Below are 16,983 nucleotides of genomic sequence, written 5' to 3' on the forward strand. Positions count from 1 at the left end.
CTCAATTTATAGCGGTTTATGCAACCTTTGTGTCTTTATCATTCACCTTCTATATAGTAATGCATTTCTCGCACTCATTTGTGAAGTTAAAGAGACTATTTTATGAACAATTTGTGAAAAGCCTTATACATCAGTGGTTTATTAGCTTCTTGCATTGTGTTTCTGTTATTTTTTCGTTATCATAAAGCTTGCAATAGATGCTTCAATTCCGCGGAAACCATCGAGATTTAGCTATACATCTCCATATATTTTTTTTGGAATTCAGGCAATTTTTTACGTAAATCGACCTTTTGATGGTCAATTCAATAGAAGAAGGTGTTTCGTACTTGCGATATAACAGATTTTTAAAATGGTTTGGGGTAGCTTCTACGATTGGAATGCTCGCAATCTTACTCGGCGGAGCGCTAGTTACCAAAACCGACAGCGGTATGGGGTGTGGAAGACATTGGCCAGGTTGTAATGGACAACTTATTCCTGACGACATCACAGCGGAAGTTTTAATTGAATTCTCACACCGGATAGTTACAGGTTCAGTAGGTATTTTCATCGTCATACTGGCTATATGGTCTTGGAGGGCACTTGGTCATGTTCGCGAAACAAAGTTTTTAGCTTTCATGGCAGTATTTTTCTTGATTCTACAAGCATTGATCGGAGCAGCTCAAGTATTATGGGGACAAGGTGATTTTATCTTGGCCTTGCACTTTGGGATTTCACTCATTTCCTTTGCGTCCGTCTTCCTATTAACTTTATTGGTGTTTGAAGTAGACCAGAAATTTGATACAGATAAAATACGCATAGACAAAACATTACGTTTCCACACAATTGGCGTTACTATTTATTCTTACTTTGTTATATACACGGGTGCTCTTGTTCGTCATACTAGTTCAGGCCTTATATGTTCTGACTGGCCTTTATGCCGGAATAACGAATTTAGCTTACCGAACAATATGTATGAGTGGATACAGATGGGTCACCGTTTAGCCGCAGCATTGATTGTCGTATGGATTGGGTTCATCGCAATTAAAGCCATTAAACATTATAGTGATCAACGTGTTATTTACTGGGGTTGGATTACCGCATTTGGCCTAGTACTCGCACAAGCGACCACAGGGATGATTGTCGTACTGACTAAATTAAATCTCTATTTCGCATTGCTACATTCCTTGTTCATCACTTTATTATTTGGCTTATTAACATATCTAGTTCTTCTAGTCTCTCGCAGCCGGCAGAAGAAGTAAGTGAGGAGCGTGTAACAACTGTTTTAAAGGTTGTTACACGCTTTTTGTATAAGTATATAGAAAAACAGCTTCCACAGTCTTAACGACATGTGGAAGCTGTTTTTAATGGTCTAATTCTATCAACAAGTCTCCTGATGAGATGGAATCCCCAGGGCCTGCATATATAGCCTTGACTACTCCCGCAAATGGAGCTTGAATCGTAGTTTCCATTTTCATAGCCTCTGTAATTAACAAGTGCTCGCCGCGTTTTACTTTCGCGCCAATTGAAACTGCAACTTGTAAAACAGTTCCTGGCATAGTAGCTGCAATGTGCGTTTCATTTGTCGGATCGGCTTTTTGCTTTGTATCATCTCTTGTTTCCACTTGGAAATCTTGGATAATGATCTCACGTGACTGTCCGTTCAATTCGAAATACAGCGTGCGTGTTCCGTCAGGATTGGGTTCACCGATCGACACCAATTTGACGATAAGTGTTTTACCGAACTCAATCTCAATTTCGATTTCTTCACCTAAACGTAAACCATATAAGAATTCTGGCGTATTGATGACAGAAACATCATCGAATTGCTTTCTCACTTCGATATATTCTTCAAAGACTTTCGGATACAAAACGTAAGCGAGTGCATCATGCATTGTAGCGGGCTTTTCCATTTTTTCCGTCAACTTTTTTAGAACGTCTTGGAAGTTTACTGGTTCCAGTAACTCACCCGGGCGTACAGTGATCGCTTTGCGCCCTTTCAATATTACTTCCTGTAACTCTTTCGGGAAACCACCATATGGCTGCCCAATTGAACCTTCGAAAAACTCAATAACGGATTCTGGGAAATCAATAGTTTGTCCTTTCGCAATGACCGTATGCTCGTCCAATTCATTTTGTACCATGAACAACGCCATATCCCCTACTACTTTCGATGATGGTGTCACTTTGACAATATCACCAAAGAGGAAGTTCACGCGGGAATACATTTTTTTCACTTCTTCCCAGCGCTCTCCAAGACCTACCGCTTTTGACTGCTGTTGTAAATTCGAATATTGGCCACCAGGCATCTCATGAACATAAATTTCCGAGTGTGGACTGTTCATGCCACTTTCAAAAGGTTTGTAGTATTTTCGCACATCTTCCCAGTAATGCGAAAGTTTCTCTAACGACTCTGTATTTGCACGTACATGACGTTCACTGTTTTGCATTGCATACGCAAGTGAATTGGCCGAAGGTTGTGAAGTCATTCCCGCCATTGAACCAATAGCTGTATCGACAATGTCCACTCCCGCTTCTATCGCTTTGGCGTACATATAAATACCATTGCCACTCGTATCGTGTGTATGCAAATGAATTGGCAGACTTGTTGACGCTTTCAATTCTGATACTAAACGATAAGCTGCTTCAGGCTTCAGCAATCCTGCCATATCTTTGATCGCCAATATATGAGCGCCAACTGATTCGAGTTCTTTGGCCATCTCTTTGTAGTAGTTGACTGTATATTTAGCACGATTGTCGTCCAGAATATCTCCTGTATAACAAATTGTCGCTTCTGCAATCTTTCCTGTTGACCGTGTTTCGTCAATTGCAACTTCCATACCTTTGATCCAGTTCAAGCTATCGAAAATACGGAATACATCTATACCGGATGCAGCCGATTCTTTTATGAATTCGCGAATGACGTTATCTGGGTAGTTTGTATAACCAACTGCATTGGCTCCTCTGAAGAGCATCTGGAATAAGACATTAGGTACTTGCTTACGTAATTTCTCGAGTCGATCCCATGGACTTTCTTTCAAGAAGCGGTATGCTACATCAAATGTCGCGCCTCCCCACATCTCGAATGAAAAGAGATCAGGTAATAAATGCGCACTTTCTGTTGCAATCTGCGTTAACTCTTTCGTTCTCATACGCGTAGCCAGTAAAGACTGATGTGCATCCCGGAATGTAGTATCTGTCAGTAGTACATCGTCTTGCTTTAATACCCACTCGACTAACCCATCTGCACCTTGCTCGTCCAAAATCTGTTTCGTTCCCTTTTGTATCGGCATACTATCATCAATTTTGGGTATACGTACCGGATGCAAAACAGGACGTGTTGAGTCATCAATACCAGGGAATCCATTAATGGTAACGTTTCCAAGATACGATAAAACTTTCGTGCCTCTATCATGTTTCTTAGCAAACGCGAATAATTCTGGAGTTTCATCGATAAAGCTCGTATTGTAATTGCCTGATAAAAAGTTTTCATGACATACGACATTTTCAAGGAAAGGGATATTCGTTTTAATTCCGCGTATTCTAAACTCTTTCAAATTTCTGTGCATTTTGCTTGCAGCATCCCCAAAGGTCGAGCCCCAAGTTGAAACCTTCACTAATAAAGAATCATAGTACGGGCTAATCACAGAACCTTGATACGCATTGCCTGTATCCAAGCGAACACCAAATCCGCCACTCGAACGGTAGACCATGACTTTTCCTGTATCAGGCATGAAATCATTCAACGGATCTTCCGTTGTAACACGTGATTGAATAGCATAACCAAATAACGGAATATTTTGTTGCGCTGGTATGTTCACTCGTTCAGAATGAAGGGATTCGCCTGCAGCGATAAGCACTTGTGACTGCACAATATCAATTCCTGTAATCATTTCAGTGATTGTGTGTTCCACTTGAATACGCGGATTGACTTCAATGAAATAGAATGAATCACCAGCTACTAAAAACTCCACAGTACCCGCATTGATATAGGATACATTTTTTGATAGTTTAACCGCAGCATTACAAATCTCATGGCGTAGTTCTTCAGTCAATGAAATAGAAGGAGCGATCTCTACTACCTTTTGGTGGCGACGCTGAATAGAACAATCACGTTCGTACAAATGGACTATCTCTCCATATGTATCACCTAGTATTTGTACTTCGATATGTTTTGGGTTCGTAATGTATTTCTCTACATAGACTTCATCAGAGCCAAACGCTGATTTCGCTTCGGATTTCGCTCGATTATAAGCCTCTTGCACTTCTTCCGGTGATTCGACGATTCGCATACCACGACCTCCGCCACCTAACGAAGCTTTAATAATAATTGGATAGCTATGCTGTTCACCAAATGCCGCAACCTCTTCTACAGAAGTAACTGGTCCATCACTACCTGGTATAACGGGGATATCAGCTAATATTGCTTGCTCTCTAGCTTTTACCTTATCACCGAACATTTCTAAATGATTAGACGTCGGACCAATAAAGATAATTCCTTCTTCTTCTAGACGTGCTGCAAACTGAGCATTCTCCGCTAAGAATCCGTAGCCCGGATGAATTGCATCGACATTTGCTTTTTTTGCGATGTCGATTATCCCTTCAATATCCAAGTATGCATCAATAGGCTTCTTACCTTCACCCACAATAAACGATTGATCAGATTTGTAACGATGTAGTGAAGCACGATCTTCAGCCGAATAAATTCCAACTGTCGCGATCCCTAATTCTGTACACGCTCGAAATACACGAATTGCAATTTCGCCGCGATTTGCGACAAGTACTTTCTTAATCTCTCTTTTCTCCACTAACAAATCAATCCCCTCTACTCTGATCTCTCATATTTTACAAACATTGAAACGTTCATCAAAATACCTAGCGCAATCGACAAGAACACAACAGATGTACCGCCATAACTAATAAACGGCAATGTAACGCCTGTTAACGGAATTAATCCTGTCAATCCACCTAAGTTTACCAGTGTTTGAATAGCAATCAAACTACCTACACCAGCTGCGAGCATTCTTGCATGTGCGTCTTTCGTACGCAGTGCAACCGTAAACGCTCTCATCACGATGAAAAAGAGACCTCCAAGAACAAGCGTCGTTCCAAGCAGTCCAGTTTCTTCAGAGATTACTGCCATGATAACATCAGTATGTGGCTCAGGTAAATAGCCAAGTTTCTGAATACTGTTTCCGAGGCCTACACCTTTGAGCCCTCCAGCACCAATTGCAATGTATCCATTGACAATTTGCAGGCCTGAACCTTGTATGTATTCAAAGGGATCTGTAAAAGCAAGAAAGCGTCCCATACGCGAAACAGTCATGACCGTATCCCACTTAATCCACAGAACAATCCCGATTAACACGCCTAGCAAAGCGAAAAAACGACTGATGATTAGATAGTTCTTCACTTGCATTCCGCTTGCCATGATGACAGAAATAGCAACAAGGAATAAAATCATGGTGGCTCCAAAATCCGGTTCTAATAGTACTAATAAAAGAGAAGCTGTTAAAACAGAAAATGTCGGGAAAATAGTAGTTTTGATTTCATCCAATGTACCTGCATAATATTTATTCGCAAATACACCTGAGAAATATACGATAAATGCAATTTTCGCTACTTCTGTTGGCTGTAAGTTCCCTATTCCAAACGGTAATGAAAGCCAACTCTTCGCCCCTACAGCATCACCAAATCCGATGAACTTTACAATGACCAGTAAAGTAAACATGACGATTAGCGTACTATACAAGAACTTCTTATTTCTATAATGCCGGTAAGGAATAATGGACACCAACAGAAACGCTGGTATCGCAATGGCTAAGTTCGTTACTTGTTTCCTAAAGAAATGGGATGGTTCAAAGTTATAAATATTCATAGCCCACACCATACTTGCACTGTAAATCATAATCAGCCCAAATAAAGAGAGCAATAAATAGACAAAAAATAATGGATAGTCAAAATTGCGTAAAATTCGATTCATATAAGTCTTCATTTTCATTGTACCTCGTCGTCTTAAATAAAAAACTCAAACTGTTGGAGTAGTTTGAGTCTTCCATTTATTTATTTGTATACAGTTCGTGTAAAATATTTAACTCTTTTTCGAGAACAGAGATTATCTCACGGCCTTTATCTTGTTCGACTAGTCCGAGCTTAACAGCAAAATCAATCTCACGGGATAATCCGTACATTTGCGTATCGAGTACTTCCTCATATAGTGGACATTGCGGCATCGTTAAATTATCCATTTGAACTTTGATTAGCTTTGCAATTTTCTCTGCATCGATTTGCAGTTGTTTCATGGCCTGTTCTTTGTACGTATCTTGAACTTCTATTTCCATGGAGACGCCCCCATTATTCATTATTCCCGCAAGGTGTTAATGTCTAAATTGTATCTTTTGCTCTTACAAAATGCAAGCGTTACCCAATGAAAAAAACGAATCGAAATGAAATCCTTTTCACTTCTTCTATGAAAAGGTATACTAAAACTAGTGACTATCGATTGAGGGGGATATATTTTGGAACTTATTATACCAATTACCGGAAACGTGAAACATGCAATTACATTAGATCCTACTGTTTGGATATTTGATGATCGTCGTATTGATCTGGATGAATTCTTTTCAGAGGATTTTATTGAAAAAGATGAAATGGAAGAGTATAAAGAAAGAATGGGGAAACACTGGTCTAGAGAAATCATGGAAGGTGCCACATACCCACCCACTTTGAAAAGTGAAAAAAGATATGAAAAAGATAAAATGTTGTCAAACAGCTTTGGTATTGTATTGAAGCCATTCATACACAATGCTGTTCCATCTGCAAATGCAACAACATTTACACTCATTACAAAAGACGAAAAATACACGTATCCACTTGAGGAAGCAAACAACGTCATTTTCAAATTCAGTCATAATGGCAAACCTCTTCGAGAAGACGGTCCTGTACATGTACTGTTTAAAGACGGATCAAATCAAGATTCACCGATTCGTTATGTCCAGGCTATCCAAGTGGATTGAAGGAGAAATTCCAATGCGCGTTAAATGTGTCATATGTGACCAAAACGATCAATTAGAGGATGATAATCCGCTTGCCAAGAAATTACGAAACCGGCCTATTCATACGTATATGTGCCCTACCTGTAGAGAGCGGATCAGTAATTTAACAGAGAAGCGTATTGCAACTGGCAACTTTGTTTTCCACCGTAGCTCGGATCCGACTGAAAAAGATTTTTAATCGAATAAAAAAGACTCCGTTACTCAGTAACGGAGTCTTTTTTGTGTTCATTCATTCGTCGAACACGATAGATAATAAGAATAGCAGCAGCCACAAACAGTCCTTCTACGATTGGAAGAAAGAAAGCTAAGAATGTTAGTATGATACATCCAATAAATAGGAACGTATAAATGATAACGTTTCGACCAAAGCCAATCTTCCTTGCAAATCCAAGCTTATACACAATAGCAGACATGATGAAAACGAGCGCAAACAGAATATAGCCGGCTGTCGTGAAATTTGGCGCATATTCATAAATAATGCGAGCGGTTCCCGACAACCGATTGTAGACCATTTCTGAATCTTCTACTCTCATTCCATACATTCCCTTCTATCTTTATTATTCGCCAAGTTTTTTCTTTTTATTTATACGTTCACGTTCATTTTTGTCTAGAACTTTTTTACGTATACGAATAGATTCTGGTGTAACTTCACAGTACTCGTCATCAGCAATATATTGCAGTGCTTCTTCAAGCGACATAAGACGCGGCTTTTTCGTTGTAACAGTTTGGTCTTTCGAAGCTGAACGTACGTTAGTAGCATGTTTGATTTTCGTTAAGTTAATCGTCAAATCGCTATCACGGTTACTTTCTCCTACTACTTGACCAGCATAGATTTCTGCACCTGACTCCACAAACATGGTTCCACGGTCTTCAAGTTGCATAACACTATAACCAGTTACTGTTCCATTTTCCATAGACACAAGAACTCCGTGACGTCTGCCACCGATTTTACCAGTAGTAACTGGTTTATAGCTATCAAACGTATGGTTTAAGATTCCGTATCCACGAGTCAATGTAAGGAAGTCTGTTGTATAACCGATCAATCCGCGAGCGGGTACCAAGAAAATTAAACGCACTTGGCCGTTACCGTTATTGATCATATCCAACATTTCACCTTTACGTTCACCAATAGATTCGATGATTGATCCAGTATGTTCTTCCGGTACATCAATTTGAACGCGTTCGAAAGGCTCGCTACGCTTACCATCAATTTCGCGAATGATTACTTGTGGCTTAGAAACTTGAAGTTCGAAACCTTCACGACGCATATTTTCGATAAGAATAGACAAGTGAAGTTCTCCTCGTCCAGATACGATCCATTCGTCCGGAGAATCTGTTTGTTCCACTCGTAATGAAACATCCGTCTCAAGCTGTTGATCTAAACGCTCTTGAATTTTACGTGAAGTGACCCATTTCCCTTCGCGTCCAGCGAACGGACTGTTATTAACTAAGAAACGCATTTGAAGCGTCGGCTCATCGATGTGGAGTGCAGGAAGCGCTTCTTGATGATCGGTTGGACAAACTGTCTCACCGACATCAATGTCACCCATTCCCGAAACGGCTACGAGGTCACCTGCGTACGCTTCTTCAACTTCGACTCTTTTCAAGCCTAGGAAACCGTATAGTTTTGTTACCCGTAATGTTTTTACAGATCCATCACGCTTAAGAACTGCGACTTGCTCTCCAACTTTCATCGTTCCACGGAAGATACGTCCGATTCCGATACGACCAACGTAATCATTGTAGTCCAGTAGAGATACTTGGAACTGAAGTGGTTCGTTGCGATTGTCGATTGGTGATGGAATGTTTTCCAAAATGGATTCATAAAGAACACGTAATGTGTCTTCTTGTGTTTCAGGATCTGGAGAAAGACTCGCAGTACCATTGAATCCTGAAGCATAAACAACCGGGAATTCCAATTGTTCATCATTCGCATCAAGTTCGATGAATAATTCAAGTACTTCGTCTACTACTTCTTCCGGTCTTGCGAAATCACGGTCAATTTTATTTACAACAACAATTGGCTTTAGGTTTGTTTCCAGAGCTTTTTTCAGAACGAAGCGAGTTTGTGGCATACAACCTTCGAATGCATCAACAACTAAAATTACGCCGTCGACCATACGCAAGATTCTTTCTACTTCGCCACCAAAGTCAGCGTGTCCTGGTGTATCCAAGATGTTGATTTTTGTGTCATTATATTCAATAGCAGTGTTTTTAGCTAGGATCGTAATTCCTCGTTCACGCTCTAGTTCGTTTGAGTCCATTGCGCGGTCATCTACATGTTCATTCGACCGGAAAATACCGGATTGTTTTAGTAATTGGTCGACCAATGTCGTTTTACCATGGTCTACGTGGGCAATAATTGCAATATTTCTAAGATCAGTACGTTCGTTTGTCATTTTTTCACTCCGTTTATCTTTATTTCAGATGTTCAACTGTGTTATTATAGCACAAGATAGTCTAATTAAATAATATTTTAATTTATATGGAGGGATTTTTTTGAAAGACATTAAGTGGATTTTCGTAATTTATTCACTCGGTGCCGTACTTTCCATGTCCGCAATTGGTATTGGAGTAGGTATGCGTAGTCTATTCGTTGTTGTCCTTGCCATTGCCGCCCTTATTTTAATAATGGGTAACGGATTTAAAACGAAAGCACGTATGCGTAGAGAAGGCACGCTATAAATAACTCAAAGGGACTGTATATTAAACCGTTTTGGTTTAACAAACAGCCCCTTTTTTATTTTAGTCGGATATATTTCGATAAAATCTCTTCATGTAATCCCGGACGTGTGACAATAAATGTGTCAGATCCGAGTAGATGTGGTCTCACACCTTCTAAGTTCGTTGCTACAGCTCCTACTTCTTGCGCAATGACGATTCCCCCAGCTATATCCCAAGGTGCCAGTCGCATAGAAATATACGCGTCGATTCTTCCCGACGAAACATATGCTAGCTCAATCGCAGCCGAACCATATGATCGTGTCCCACGGCAACGTGTGACGAGCTCAATAATTTTTTCATTTTCCACGCGATGATTTGGCGCAACCCAGCTAGCATTGATGCCGATGATCGCTTCTTCAAGTGGTGTAATTTCCAGCTGGGGTAGACGCTCATCGTTGAAATAAGCACCTTCACCTTTCGCCGCATGGTATAACTCATCCCGCATTACATCATATATGTAGCCCAGCATCCCCACGCCGTCTACATAAATCCCCAAGGAAATCGCAAAGTTTCTTCTCTGATGGATAAAATTCATCGTTCCGTCAATTGGATCAAGGAACCAAATTATTCCATCAAGCGAAGATATCTTATCTCCAAATCCCTCTTCCGAAACCATTTTATGCTCAGGAAAGTCTTGTTTTACCCGTTCTACAAAAAAGCTTTCCACTTCTTTATCGATATTGGTAACTAAATCATTAGCATCTGCCTTTGAATCGATGTCAATTGTACTAAAAAAAGACACTCGTATTTTGTGGCCAGCCTCTTTGATTAACGATTTCGCATATCGATCTATCGCATTAAGATTCATTCTGCCACCTCTTCCCATTCCGACTATCGCTAGTATAACACAGAGGCAACGGAACAAAAGAGATAACAGTGATAGGATATTAAGTAAAAAGACACCCCGTCACATTTCCTTCAATTTCTGAAGTGAATGGGGATGTCTTTTATTAAACCATGCTTACATCGAAAAAACATTAAGTGTCTCCATTTCATTGTGAATTTCCGTCAATCGTAGTTTGCTTTTATCAACTTGAACTGTGTCTTGGTCTTGCAGTGCGTCGTATAGAGTAGCTAATTCATAATCCAATTCCAATTGTAAAGTTCTCACATATTCTCTCTCAACATCTTCTTTTCGGATAAAATGAACGACCTGTTTCATAAGTAGCACCCCTTTTAAGTTAATATTTGACTCTAACCGTCTTATTAGTAAGATATGCAAAAATTCCGACTTTTAGTGGTTAGAAGCCTTGTTATTTTAAATTATTCCCCAATTACTGATAAGATAAACGTAGTCACTACAAACTGGAGGAGATTTTCTTGTTTCAGTCTTATTGGTCATCAAATGATTTTGACGTTTTTACCATTGATGGCTTGGATAATCGCATGAAAGCTTTGCAGGAAAAGGTACAACCGAAATTCAAAGAATTAGGAAATCATTTTGCACACCGCCTTTCCGCACACGGTACGGGTGAGTTTTTTCCACATGTTGCAAAACACGCGAGGCGAACTGTCAATCCGCCACGGGATAGCTGGGTAGCATTCGCTCCTGCTAAGAGAGGCTATAAAGCGTTACCTCACTTTCAGATTGGCTTGTGGGGCACTCATTTATTCATCGTACTGGCAATTATTTATGAAAATCCCGATAAAAAAGGGATTGCTACACGTTTAGAAAAAGACTTGGAAGTTATGACTTCCCTACCAAAAGATTTTATAGTTTCCGGAGACCATATGAAGCCTGAAGCCGAGCATATTAGTGAAGCAGGTGTAAAAGGTCTCGAAAAATTGCTGGATCGTCTACATACGGTGAAAAAAGCGGAGTTTTTAGTTGGTCGTCACCTTTCAAGAGATGAAGCATCCAAAATGAGTGAAGAACAATTTTATGAGTATGCAGAGGATACGTTCACGAAGTTATTGCCTGTTTATGACGTAGTTATTCATTCTTTAGATTGAAATAAAAATTGCATGTGGGTACACACCATGGATCGACATACTAGGCGGATGCTTCCACGTTCGATCAACAGTGTGTTTTGTAAAACGCCTATTAGGAAGTGAAATCAAAGCAAAAGACACCTTTTAAAACGGGTGTCTTTTACATTGATTATTTTTTCACCTTTAGCAGTTCGCCTGGTTGGCTCTCTTTTGCCGCTTTCACTACGCGAAATGCAACATAGTCACTGCTTTCCTCAAATTCCTTGCATAGCGTTTTTTCTTCGGCCATGGATGGAACAACACTTTTGAAAGCTCGATAATATCTCATGAATTCGTCTCGTTCGATACTCGATTCATAGGCTTGCTCTACTTTTGTGAAAAAATCAATCACCTTCACGATCTCTTCTGTTGACCAATCCGCACGTAGAGGATATTGATAACCTGCCATTTACTTCTCTCCTTATCCGACACTCCATTTTTCTCGAATAGTTATTGCTTCTTTTTTCATTCGTTCAAACAATTCGGCAACGCTTGGAACATCTTCAATCATACCCGCTACTTGGCCACCCCAACCAAAGCCTTGATCATTCATACCATCGTGAATGAATTTACAATTTGCTTCCCCGCTAATAAACGCTTTCAGTCCTTCGTAACCAGCATCTTCCGCTTCCAACTTCAGAATCTTCTCTGTCCAATCATTCGTCAATGCACGAGCAGGTGCACCAATCGTGCGTTTGATAATCGTTGTATCTTGTTCACTGCTCGCTAAAAGAGTTTCAAGATAAGCAGGTGATGCATCCACACATTCTTTTGTCGCTATGAAACGAGTACCCATCTCGATTCCTTCTGCCCCTAGTGCTTGCGCTGCCATCCAGCCCCGTCCATCACCAATACCACCTGAACCTATGACCGGTATACTAACAGAATCTACAATCCTCGGAATTAAGACCATCGTACCTATATCGTCACGGCCTAAATGCCCTCCGCCCTCTTGTCCAACCGCTATGACAGCATCTGCACCAATCTCTTCGGCTTTTTGCGCTTGTCTTCTAGCGGCCACCAACACCATCTTCTTGACGTTAGTACCGGTTAACATGTCAAAAAGCGGCGCGGGATTTCCCCCGGTAACCGATATAATATCGATCTTTTCTTCTAATGCAGCTTCCACCATCGCTTCGTAGGATCTACCATGATTACCAATTGCAAAATTTATACTGAATGGTTTATCTGTCTTTTCGCGAACTTTGCGAATCTCTTCTTTCAATGCATCAGGTGAAGTCAAGCTCATCGCTGTAATTTGACCAAGTCCACCCGCCTCCGAAACGGCAGCAGCAAGGTCTGAATAAGCCAGATACGCAAGTCCCCCTTGCACAATTGGATATTCAATTCCAAACAGTTTTGTCACTCTAGTTTCCCACATGAAAATCCCCCATTTTTCATAATGTAAAAAGACCCATGAGAAAAAATCCCATGGGCTGTTCAATTCTAGCTGTTTTATTTCGTCATCATGTGAATCGGCTTACCAAGAGCAACTTCTGCTGCTTCCATAGAAATCTCACCGAGTGTAGGGTGAGCATGAATAGTCATAGAAATATCTTCAAGAGTCATACCCGCTTCAATCGCTAGACCAAGTTCTGCAATCATGTCAGAAGCATTTTCCCCAACGATTTGAGCGCCTAGTAATAAACCGTCTTCTTTGCGACCGACAAGCTTCACGAAACCTTCTGTAGCATGCAATGAAAGGGCACGGCCGTTAGCTGCAAATGGGAATTTACCGCTTACTACGTCATAACCTTCATCTTTTGCTTGTTGTTCGTTTAAGCCTACAGTTGCCAATTCCGGATCGGTGAAGCATACAGCCGGAATAGCCATATAATCCACTTCAGATTTTTCTCCAGAAATAGCTTCCGCTGCAATTTTTGCCTCGTAAGACGCTTTGTGCGCAAGCTGAGGGCCTGCTACAATATCACCGATTGCATATACATTCGGTAGATTTGTACGGCATTGCTTGTCCACTTCGATCAAACCGCGGTCAGTCATGTTCAAGCCAAGACCTTCCAAACCGATTTCATCTGTATTCGGACGACGACCCACTGTTACCAGAACGTAGTCCGCTTCAATTTTTACTTCTTCACCTTTAGCTTCGTATGTTACTACGACGCCGTCTTTCGTTTCTTCAACGCCTTTAGCAGATGCTTTCACAACTACTTCAACGCCTTTTTTCTTCAAGCCTTTTTTAACGATTTGCGTCATTTGTTTTTCGAAACCAGCAAGGATATCATCCGCGCCTTCAAGAATAGTTACTTCAGATCCTAGATTAGCATAAGCAGATCCAAGTTCTGTACCAATATAGCCGCCACCAACAACGACAAGCTTTTTCGGTAATTCTTTCAAACTTAAAGCGCCCGTAGAATTGATTACACGGTCTGTAAATTTGAATGAAGGGATTTCAACTGGGCGTGCACCCGTCGCGATAATAACGTTGTTGAATTTATATGTTTGAGCAGAGTTGTCTGTCATGACACGTACAGTGTTTGCGTCTACGAAATACGCTTCACCTGCAACTGTTTCTACTTTATTCCCTTTAAGCAAACCTGATACGCCGCCAGTTAACTTAGAAACAACACTTTCCTTAAATTTCATAGCTTTAGAAAAGTCTAGTTCGACAGATTTCGCAGTGATTCCCATACCATCTGCATTCTGAGCATCCACAAAGCGATGTCCAACAGAAATCATTGCTTTAGAAGGAATACATCCAACGTTCAAACAAACACCGCCGATTGTATCTTTTTCTACGATGGTAACTTTTTGACCAAGTTGAGCTGCGCGTATTGCCGCTACATATCCCCCTGGGCCTGAACCTACTACAAGTGTGTCAACTTCAATTGGAAAATCTCCTACTACCATTGCTTTACGCCTCCATTAATAAAAGTGATGGATTACTTATTAATTCCTTAAGATAGTTTAACGCTAATTGCCCCGTTACGCCATCAATCACTCTGTGATCAAATACTAATGATAATGCTAACATAGGTGCAGCTACAATTTCACCATTTTTTACAATTGGTTTTTCAGAAATTCTTCCGATACCTAAAATAGCTACTTCTGGATGGTTAATAATCGGTGTAAACCACTGTCCACCCGCGGAACCAATGTTCGTGATCGTACATGATGCACCCTTCATTTCTGCCGCTTGAAGTTTTCCATCGCGCGCTTTTCCAGCGAGCTCATTCACTTCATTCGAAATGGCGAACATGGACTTGCGATCAGCATTCTTCACGACTGGTACCATTAGACCGCGATCTGTATCTGCAGCAATCCCGATATTGTAGTAGTGTTTTTGAATTAATTCCTCTGTTGCATCGTCTAATGATGTATTCAATTGAGGGAACTCACGCAATGTGGCTACGAGCGCTTTTACTACATATGGAAGATATGTTAACTTCACATCTTTCTCTGCAGCAATCGCTTTGAATTCTTTCCGATGTGCAACAAGTGCTGTTACATCTACTTCATCTAACAGTGTAACATGTGCTGCTGTGTGTTTTGAATTTGACATTGCTTTTGAGATTGCCTTTCGCATAGGAGACAGTTTCTCACGAGTCTCTGGGAATTCACCTTCAAAAACAGGAGCTTGCTTCTCTGAAGTGCTAGGTGTTTCCTCGGTCGGCTGCGATTGGGTCGTTTCTTCAACCGATTGTTGTTGATCTCCCGCTTTAAATGAATCTATGTCTTCCTTTAATACACGGCCGTTTTTTCCACTCCCAGCCACTTGCGCTATCGTTACATCTTGTTCACGTGCATATTTACGAACGGATGGCATCGCGATTACTCGGCGATTTTCATCTACCTCACTAGTAGTTGTCTCGATAGTTTGTTCTTTTTGCGGTTCTGTCGATTGCCGCTCTTCAGATGCCTGTTCAGGTTTCTTGGAATCTACGCTACCAAGTGCTTCCCCTACTTGTTCATGAGATTTTTCTGCACTTGCTTCTTCAGAAGAGTCCGCACTTTCTTCATCGTCTTCATGATCTGGAATACCGTGATCCGGTGCATCAAAACGCACTAATTTATCTCCAACAACTGCTACCGTACCTTCAGTAACATAAATTTCTTCCACTGTACCTGATACAGGTGATGGAATTTCAACTACGGATTTATCATTTTGTACTTCTAGTAATGTATCATCTTCTTGGATTTCATCGCCCGGTTTTACGAACCACTTAACGATCTCCCCTTCGTGTATACCTTCACCAATATCTGGTAATCGAAATTCATAAGTCACGTAATTCACCCTTCCTGGATTGTCCAACAGTTATTTAGAATGTTAGAACTTCTCTTGCTTTCGCTGCAATGTCTTTGGCATTAGGCAACCATGTGTTTTCGCCTGCTGCAAAAGGATATACCGTGTCTGGTGCAGTCACACGCATCACTGGAGCTTCTAGACTCAAAATAGCGCGTTCAGTAATTTCAGCTACTACGTTAGCAGCAATTCCCGCTTGTCGCTGCGCTTCTTGCACTACGATTGCGCGGTTTGTTTTTTCAACAGATTGTATAATTGTTTCTATATCGAGTGGCTGAATCGTACGTAAATCGATTACTTCCACTGAGTAATTTTCTTTTTCAAGCGCTTCAGCAGCTTTTAAGCTTTCCTGCACCATTGCACCGTACGTGACAATGGTCAAATCTTTACCTTCACGCTTCACATCAGCTTTGCCTAAAGGAATAGAATATTCTTCTTCAGGAACTTCTTGTCTGAATGAACGATAGAGTTTCATATGTTCCAAGAAAATTACAGGGTCATCACTTTTGATTGCAGAGATAAGCAATCCTTTTGCATCATACGGAGTCGATGGGATAACCACTGTTAAACCAGGTTGTGATGCTACTAAACCTTCTAGGCTGTCCGCGTGCATTTCCGGAGTGGCTACACCTCCACCAAATGGCGCACGGATCGTAATCGGCGCATTGAAATGGCCGCCTGTTCTAAAGTTCATTCTCGCAATTTGTCCACTCACTGAATCCATTACTTCAAATAGAAACCCAAAGAATTGAATTTCCATGATGGGACGAAATCCAGTAAGTGCTAGTCCAATTGCCAATCCACCAATACCAGATTCAGCTAGCGGCGTATCAAAAACCCGCTCCTCACCGAATTCTTTGTGGAGGCCTTCCGTCGCACGGAAGACACCTCCGTTTGCGCCTACGTCTTCACCGAATAGCAATACGTTTTCATCTGTCTTTAGCTCAGTACGAAGCGCATCTGTAATCGCTTGAATCATTGTTAATTCTGCCATGG

17 protein-coding genes are annotated in these 16,983 nt (G+C 40.9%); 5 read left to right on the plus strand and 12 right to left on the minus strand.

Annotated elements, in window-relative coordinates; translation table 11 throughout:
• Window positions 1–293: 293 nt before the first annotated feature.
• Window positions 294–1,238, plus strand: coding sequence for a COX15/CtaA family protein (locus tag CSV75_RS06965; RefSeq protein ID WP_099675204.1), 945 nt, complete (start codon window positions 294–296; stop codon window positions 1,236–1,238).
• A 102-nt stretch (window positions 1,239–1,340) separates the two neighbouring features.
• Here the strand turns inward: CSV75_RS06965 and CSV75_RS06970 are convergent, their stop codons facing one another.
• The 3 genes from CSV75_RS06970 to CSV75_RS06980 form a co-directional block, all read right to left on the minus strand.
• Window positions 1,341–4,784 carry a pyruvate carboxylase gene (locus CSV75_RS06970; RefSeq protein ID WP_099675353.1) on the minus strand — a complete coding sequence of 1,148 codons (3,444 nt, stop codon included), beginning with the start codon at window positions 4,782–4,784 and terminating at the stop codon, window positions 1,341–1,343.
• 17 nt (window positions 4,785–4,801) lie between these two features.
• Window positions 4,802–5,971, minus strand: a complete 1,170-nt coding sequence (locus CSV75_RS06975) for an FtsW/RodA/SpoVE family cell cycle protein (protein ID WP_099632360.1) — start codon at window positions 5,969–5,971, stop codon at window positions 4,802–4,804.
• 64 nt (window positions 5,972–6,035) lie between these two features.
• Window positions 6,036–6,317, minus strand: a complete 282-nt coding sequence (locus tag CSV75_RS06980) for an Fpa/YlaN family protein (RefSeq protein WP_085133128.1) — start codon at window positions 6,315–6,317, stop codon at window positions 6,036–6,038.
• Window positions 6,318–6,494: 177 nt separating this feature from the next.
• On the opposite strand from CSV75_RS06980, the gene CSV75_RS06985 reads away from it, so the two are divergent.
• Both CSV75_RS06985 and CSV75_RS06990 read left to right on the plus strand, forming a co-directional pair.
• Complete coding sequence (locus tag CSV75_RS06985) at window positions 6,495–6,992, plus strand: hypothetical protein (protein ID WP_099632361.1); 498 nt, start codon at window positions 6,495–6,497, stop codon at window positions 6,990–6,992.
• Window positions 6,993–7,005: 13 nt separating this feature from the next.
• A complete protein-coding gene (locus CSV75_RS06990) occupies window positions 7,006–7,209 on the plus strand; it encodes a YlaI family protein (protein ID WP_085133126.1) in 204 nt (67 codons plus the stop codon).
• A 19-nt stretch (window positions 7,210–7,228) separates the two neighbouring features.
• On the opposite strand, the gene CSV75_RS06995 is transcribed toward CSV75_RS06990, so the two are convergent.
• The gene (locus CSV75_RS06995) at window positions 7,229–7,564 is read right to left on the minus strand and encodes a YlaH-like family protein (RefSeq protein WP_369802708.1); all 336 of its coding nucleotides are present in this window, start codon (window positions 7,562–7,564) and stop codon (window positions 7,229–7,231) included.
• A 24-nt stretch (window positions 7,565–7,588) separates the two neighbouring features.
• The gene (gene typA, locus CSV75_RS07000; RefSeq protein WP_099675205.1) at window positions 7,589–9,430 is read right to left on the minus strand and encodes a translational GTPase TypA; all 1,842 of its coding nucleotides are present in this window, start codon (window positions 9,428–9,430) and stop codon (window positions 7,589–7,591) included.
• Between the two features lie 100 nt (window positions 9,431–9,530).
• On the opposite strand from typA, the gene CSV75_RS07005 reads away from it, so the two are divergent.
• Window positions 9,531–9,716 carry a YlaF family protein gene (locus tag CSV75_RS07005; protein WP_099675206.1) on the plus strand — a complete coding sequence of 62 codons (186 nt, stop codon included), beginning with the start codon at window positions 9,531–9,533 and terminating at the stop codon, window positions 9,714–9,716.
• Between the two features lie 55 nt (window positions 9,717–9,771).
• On the opposite strand, the gene CSV75_RS07010 is transcribed toward CSV75_RS07005, so the two are convergent.
• Complete coding sequence (locus CSV75_RS07010; protein ID WP_099671900.1) at window positions 9,772–10,563, minus strand: inositol monophosphatase family protein; 792 nt, start codon at window positions 10,561–10,563, stop codon at window positions 9,772–9,774.
• A 153-nt stretch (window positions 10,564–10,716) separates the two neighbouring features.
• Window positions 10,717–10,917, minus strand: coding sequence for a hypothetical protein (locus CSV75_RS07015; RefSeq protein WP_099671899.1), 201 nt, complete (start codon window positions 10,915–10,917; stop codon window positions 10,717–10,719).
• 158 nt (window positions 10,918–11,075) lie between these two features.
• Here CSV75_RS07015 and CSV75_RS07020 point away from each other — a divergent pair, with 158 nt between their 5' ends.
• On the plus strand, window positions 11,076–11,708 hold the full coding sequence (locus tag CSV75_RS07020; protein WP_099675207.1) for a YktB family protein: 633 nt from the start codon (window positions 11,076–11,078) through the stop codon (window positions 11,706–11,708).
• Between the two features lie 148 nt (window positions 11,709–11,856).
• On the opposite strand, the gene CSV75_RS07025 is transcribed toward CSV75_RS07020, so the two are convergent.
• The 5 genes from CSV75_RS07025 to CSV75_RS07045 form a co-directional block, all read right to left on the minus strand.
• On the minus strand, window positions 11,857–12,135 hold the full coding sequence (locus CSV75_RS07025) for a UPF0223 family protein (protein ID WP_099632368.1): 279 nt from the start codon (window positions 12,133–12,135) through the stop codon (window positions 11,857–11,859).
• Window positions 12,136–12,147: 12 nt separating this feature from the next.
• A complete protein-coding gene (locus CSV75_RS07030; protein ID WP_099675208.1) occupies window positions 12,148–13,107 on the minus strand; it encodes an NAD(P)H-dependent flavin oxidoreductase in 960 nt (319 codons plus the stop codon).
• A gap of 74 nt (window positions 13,108–13,181) precedes the next feature.
• The gene (gene lpdA, locus CSV75_RS07035) at window positions 13,182–14,594 is read right to left on the minus strand and encodes a dihydrolipoyl dehydrogenase (RefSeq protein ID WP_099675209.1); all 1,413 of its coding nucleotides are present in this window, start codon (window positions 14,592–14,594) and stop codon (window positions 13,182–13,184) included.
• Between the two features lie 4 nt (window positions 14,595–14,598).
• On the minus strand, window positions 14,599–15,969 hold the full coding sequence (locus CSV75_RS07040) for a dihydrolipoamide acetyltransferase family protein (RefSeq protein WP_099675210.1): 1,371 nt from the start codon (window positions 15,967–15,969) through the stop codon (window positions 14,599–14,601).
• A gap of 34 nt (window positions 15,970–16,003) precedes the next feature.
• Window positions 16,004–16,981, minus strand: a complete 978-nt coding sequence (locus CSV75_RS07045; protein WP_099632372.1) for an alpha-ketoacid dehydrogenase subunit beta — start codon at window positions 16,979–16,981, stop codon at window positions 16,004–16,006.
• Between the last annotated feature and the right edge of the window lie 2 nt (window positions 16,982–16,983).

Source organism: Sporosarcina sp. P18a (assembly GCF_002743135.1).
Taxonomy (GTDB): domain Bacteria; phylum Bacillota; class Bacilli; order Bacillales_A; family Planococcaceae; genus Sporosarcina.

What these genes read in the sequence shown, in the direction of transcription:
- CSV75_RS06965 (WP_099675204.1), top strand. Translation starts at nt 294, where the DNA reads ATGGTCAATTCAATAGAAGAAGGTGTTTCGTACTTGCGATATAACAGA.
- CSV75_RS06975 (WP_099632360.1), bottom strand. Translation starts at nt 5,971, where the DNA reads ATGAAGACTTATATGAATCGAATTTTACGCAATTTTGACTATCCATTA.
- CSV75_RS06980 (WP_085133128.1), bottom strand. Translation starts at nt 6,317, where the DNA reads ATGGAAATAGAAGTTCAAGATACGTACAAAGAACAGGCCATGAAACAA.
- CSV75_RS06990 (WP_085133126.1), top strand. Translation starts at nt 7,006, where the DNA reads ATGCGCGTTAAATGTGTCATATGTGACCAAAACGATCAATTAGAGGAT.
- CSV75_RS06995 (WP_369802708.1), bottom strand. Translation starts at nt 7,564, where the DNA reads ATGAGAGTAGAAGATTCAGAAATGGTCTACAATCGGTTGTCGGGAACC.
- typA (WP_099675205.1), bottom strand. Translation starts at nt 9,430, where the DNA reads ATGACAAACGAACGTACTGATCTTAGAAATATTGCAATTATTGCCCAC.
- CSV75_RS07010 (WP_099671900.1), bottom strand. Translation starts at nt 10,563, where the DNA reads ATGAATCTTAATGCGATAGATCGATATGCGAAATCGTTAATCAAAGAG.
- CSV75_RS07015 (WP_099671899.1), bottom strand. Translation starts at nt 10,917, where the DNA reads ATGAAACAGGTCGTTCATTTTATCCGAAAAGAAGATGTTGAGAGAGAA.
- CSV75_RS07025 (WP_099632368.1), bottom strand. Translation starts at nt 12,135, where the DNA reads ATGGCAGGTTATCAATATCCTCTACGTGCGGATTGGTCAACAGAAGAG.
- CSV75_RS07030 (WP_099675208.1), bottom strand. Translation starts at nt 13,107, where the DNA reads ATGTGGGAAACTAGAGTGACAAAACTGTTTGGAATTGAATATCCAATT.
- lpdA (WP_099675209.1), bottom strand. Translation starts at nt 14,594, where the DNA reads ATGGTAGTAGGAGATTTTCCAATTGAAGTTGACACACTTGTAGTAGGT.
- CSV75_RS07045 (WP_099632372.1), bottom strand. Translation starts at nt 16,981, where the DNA reads ATGGCAGAATTAACAATGATTCAAGCGATTACAGATGCGCTTCGTACT.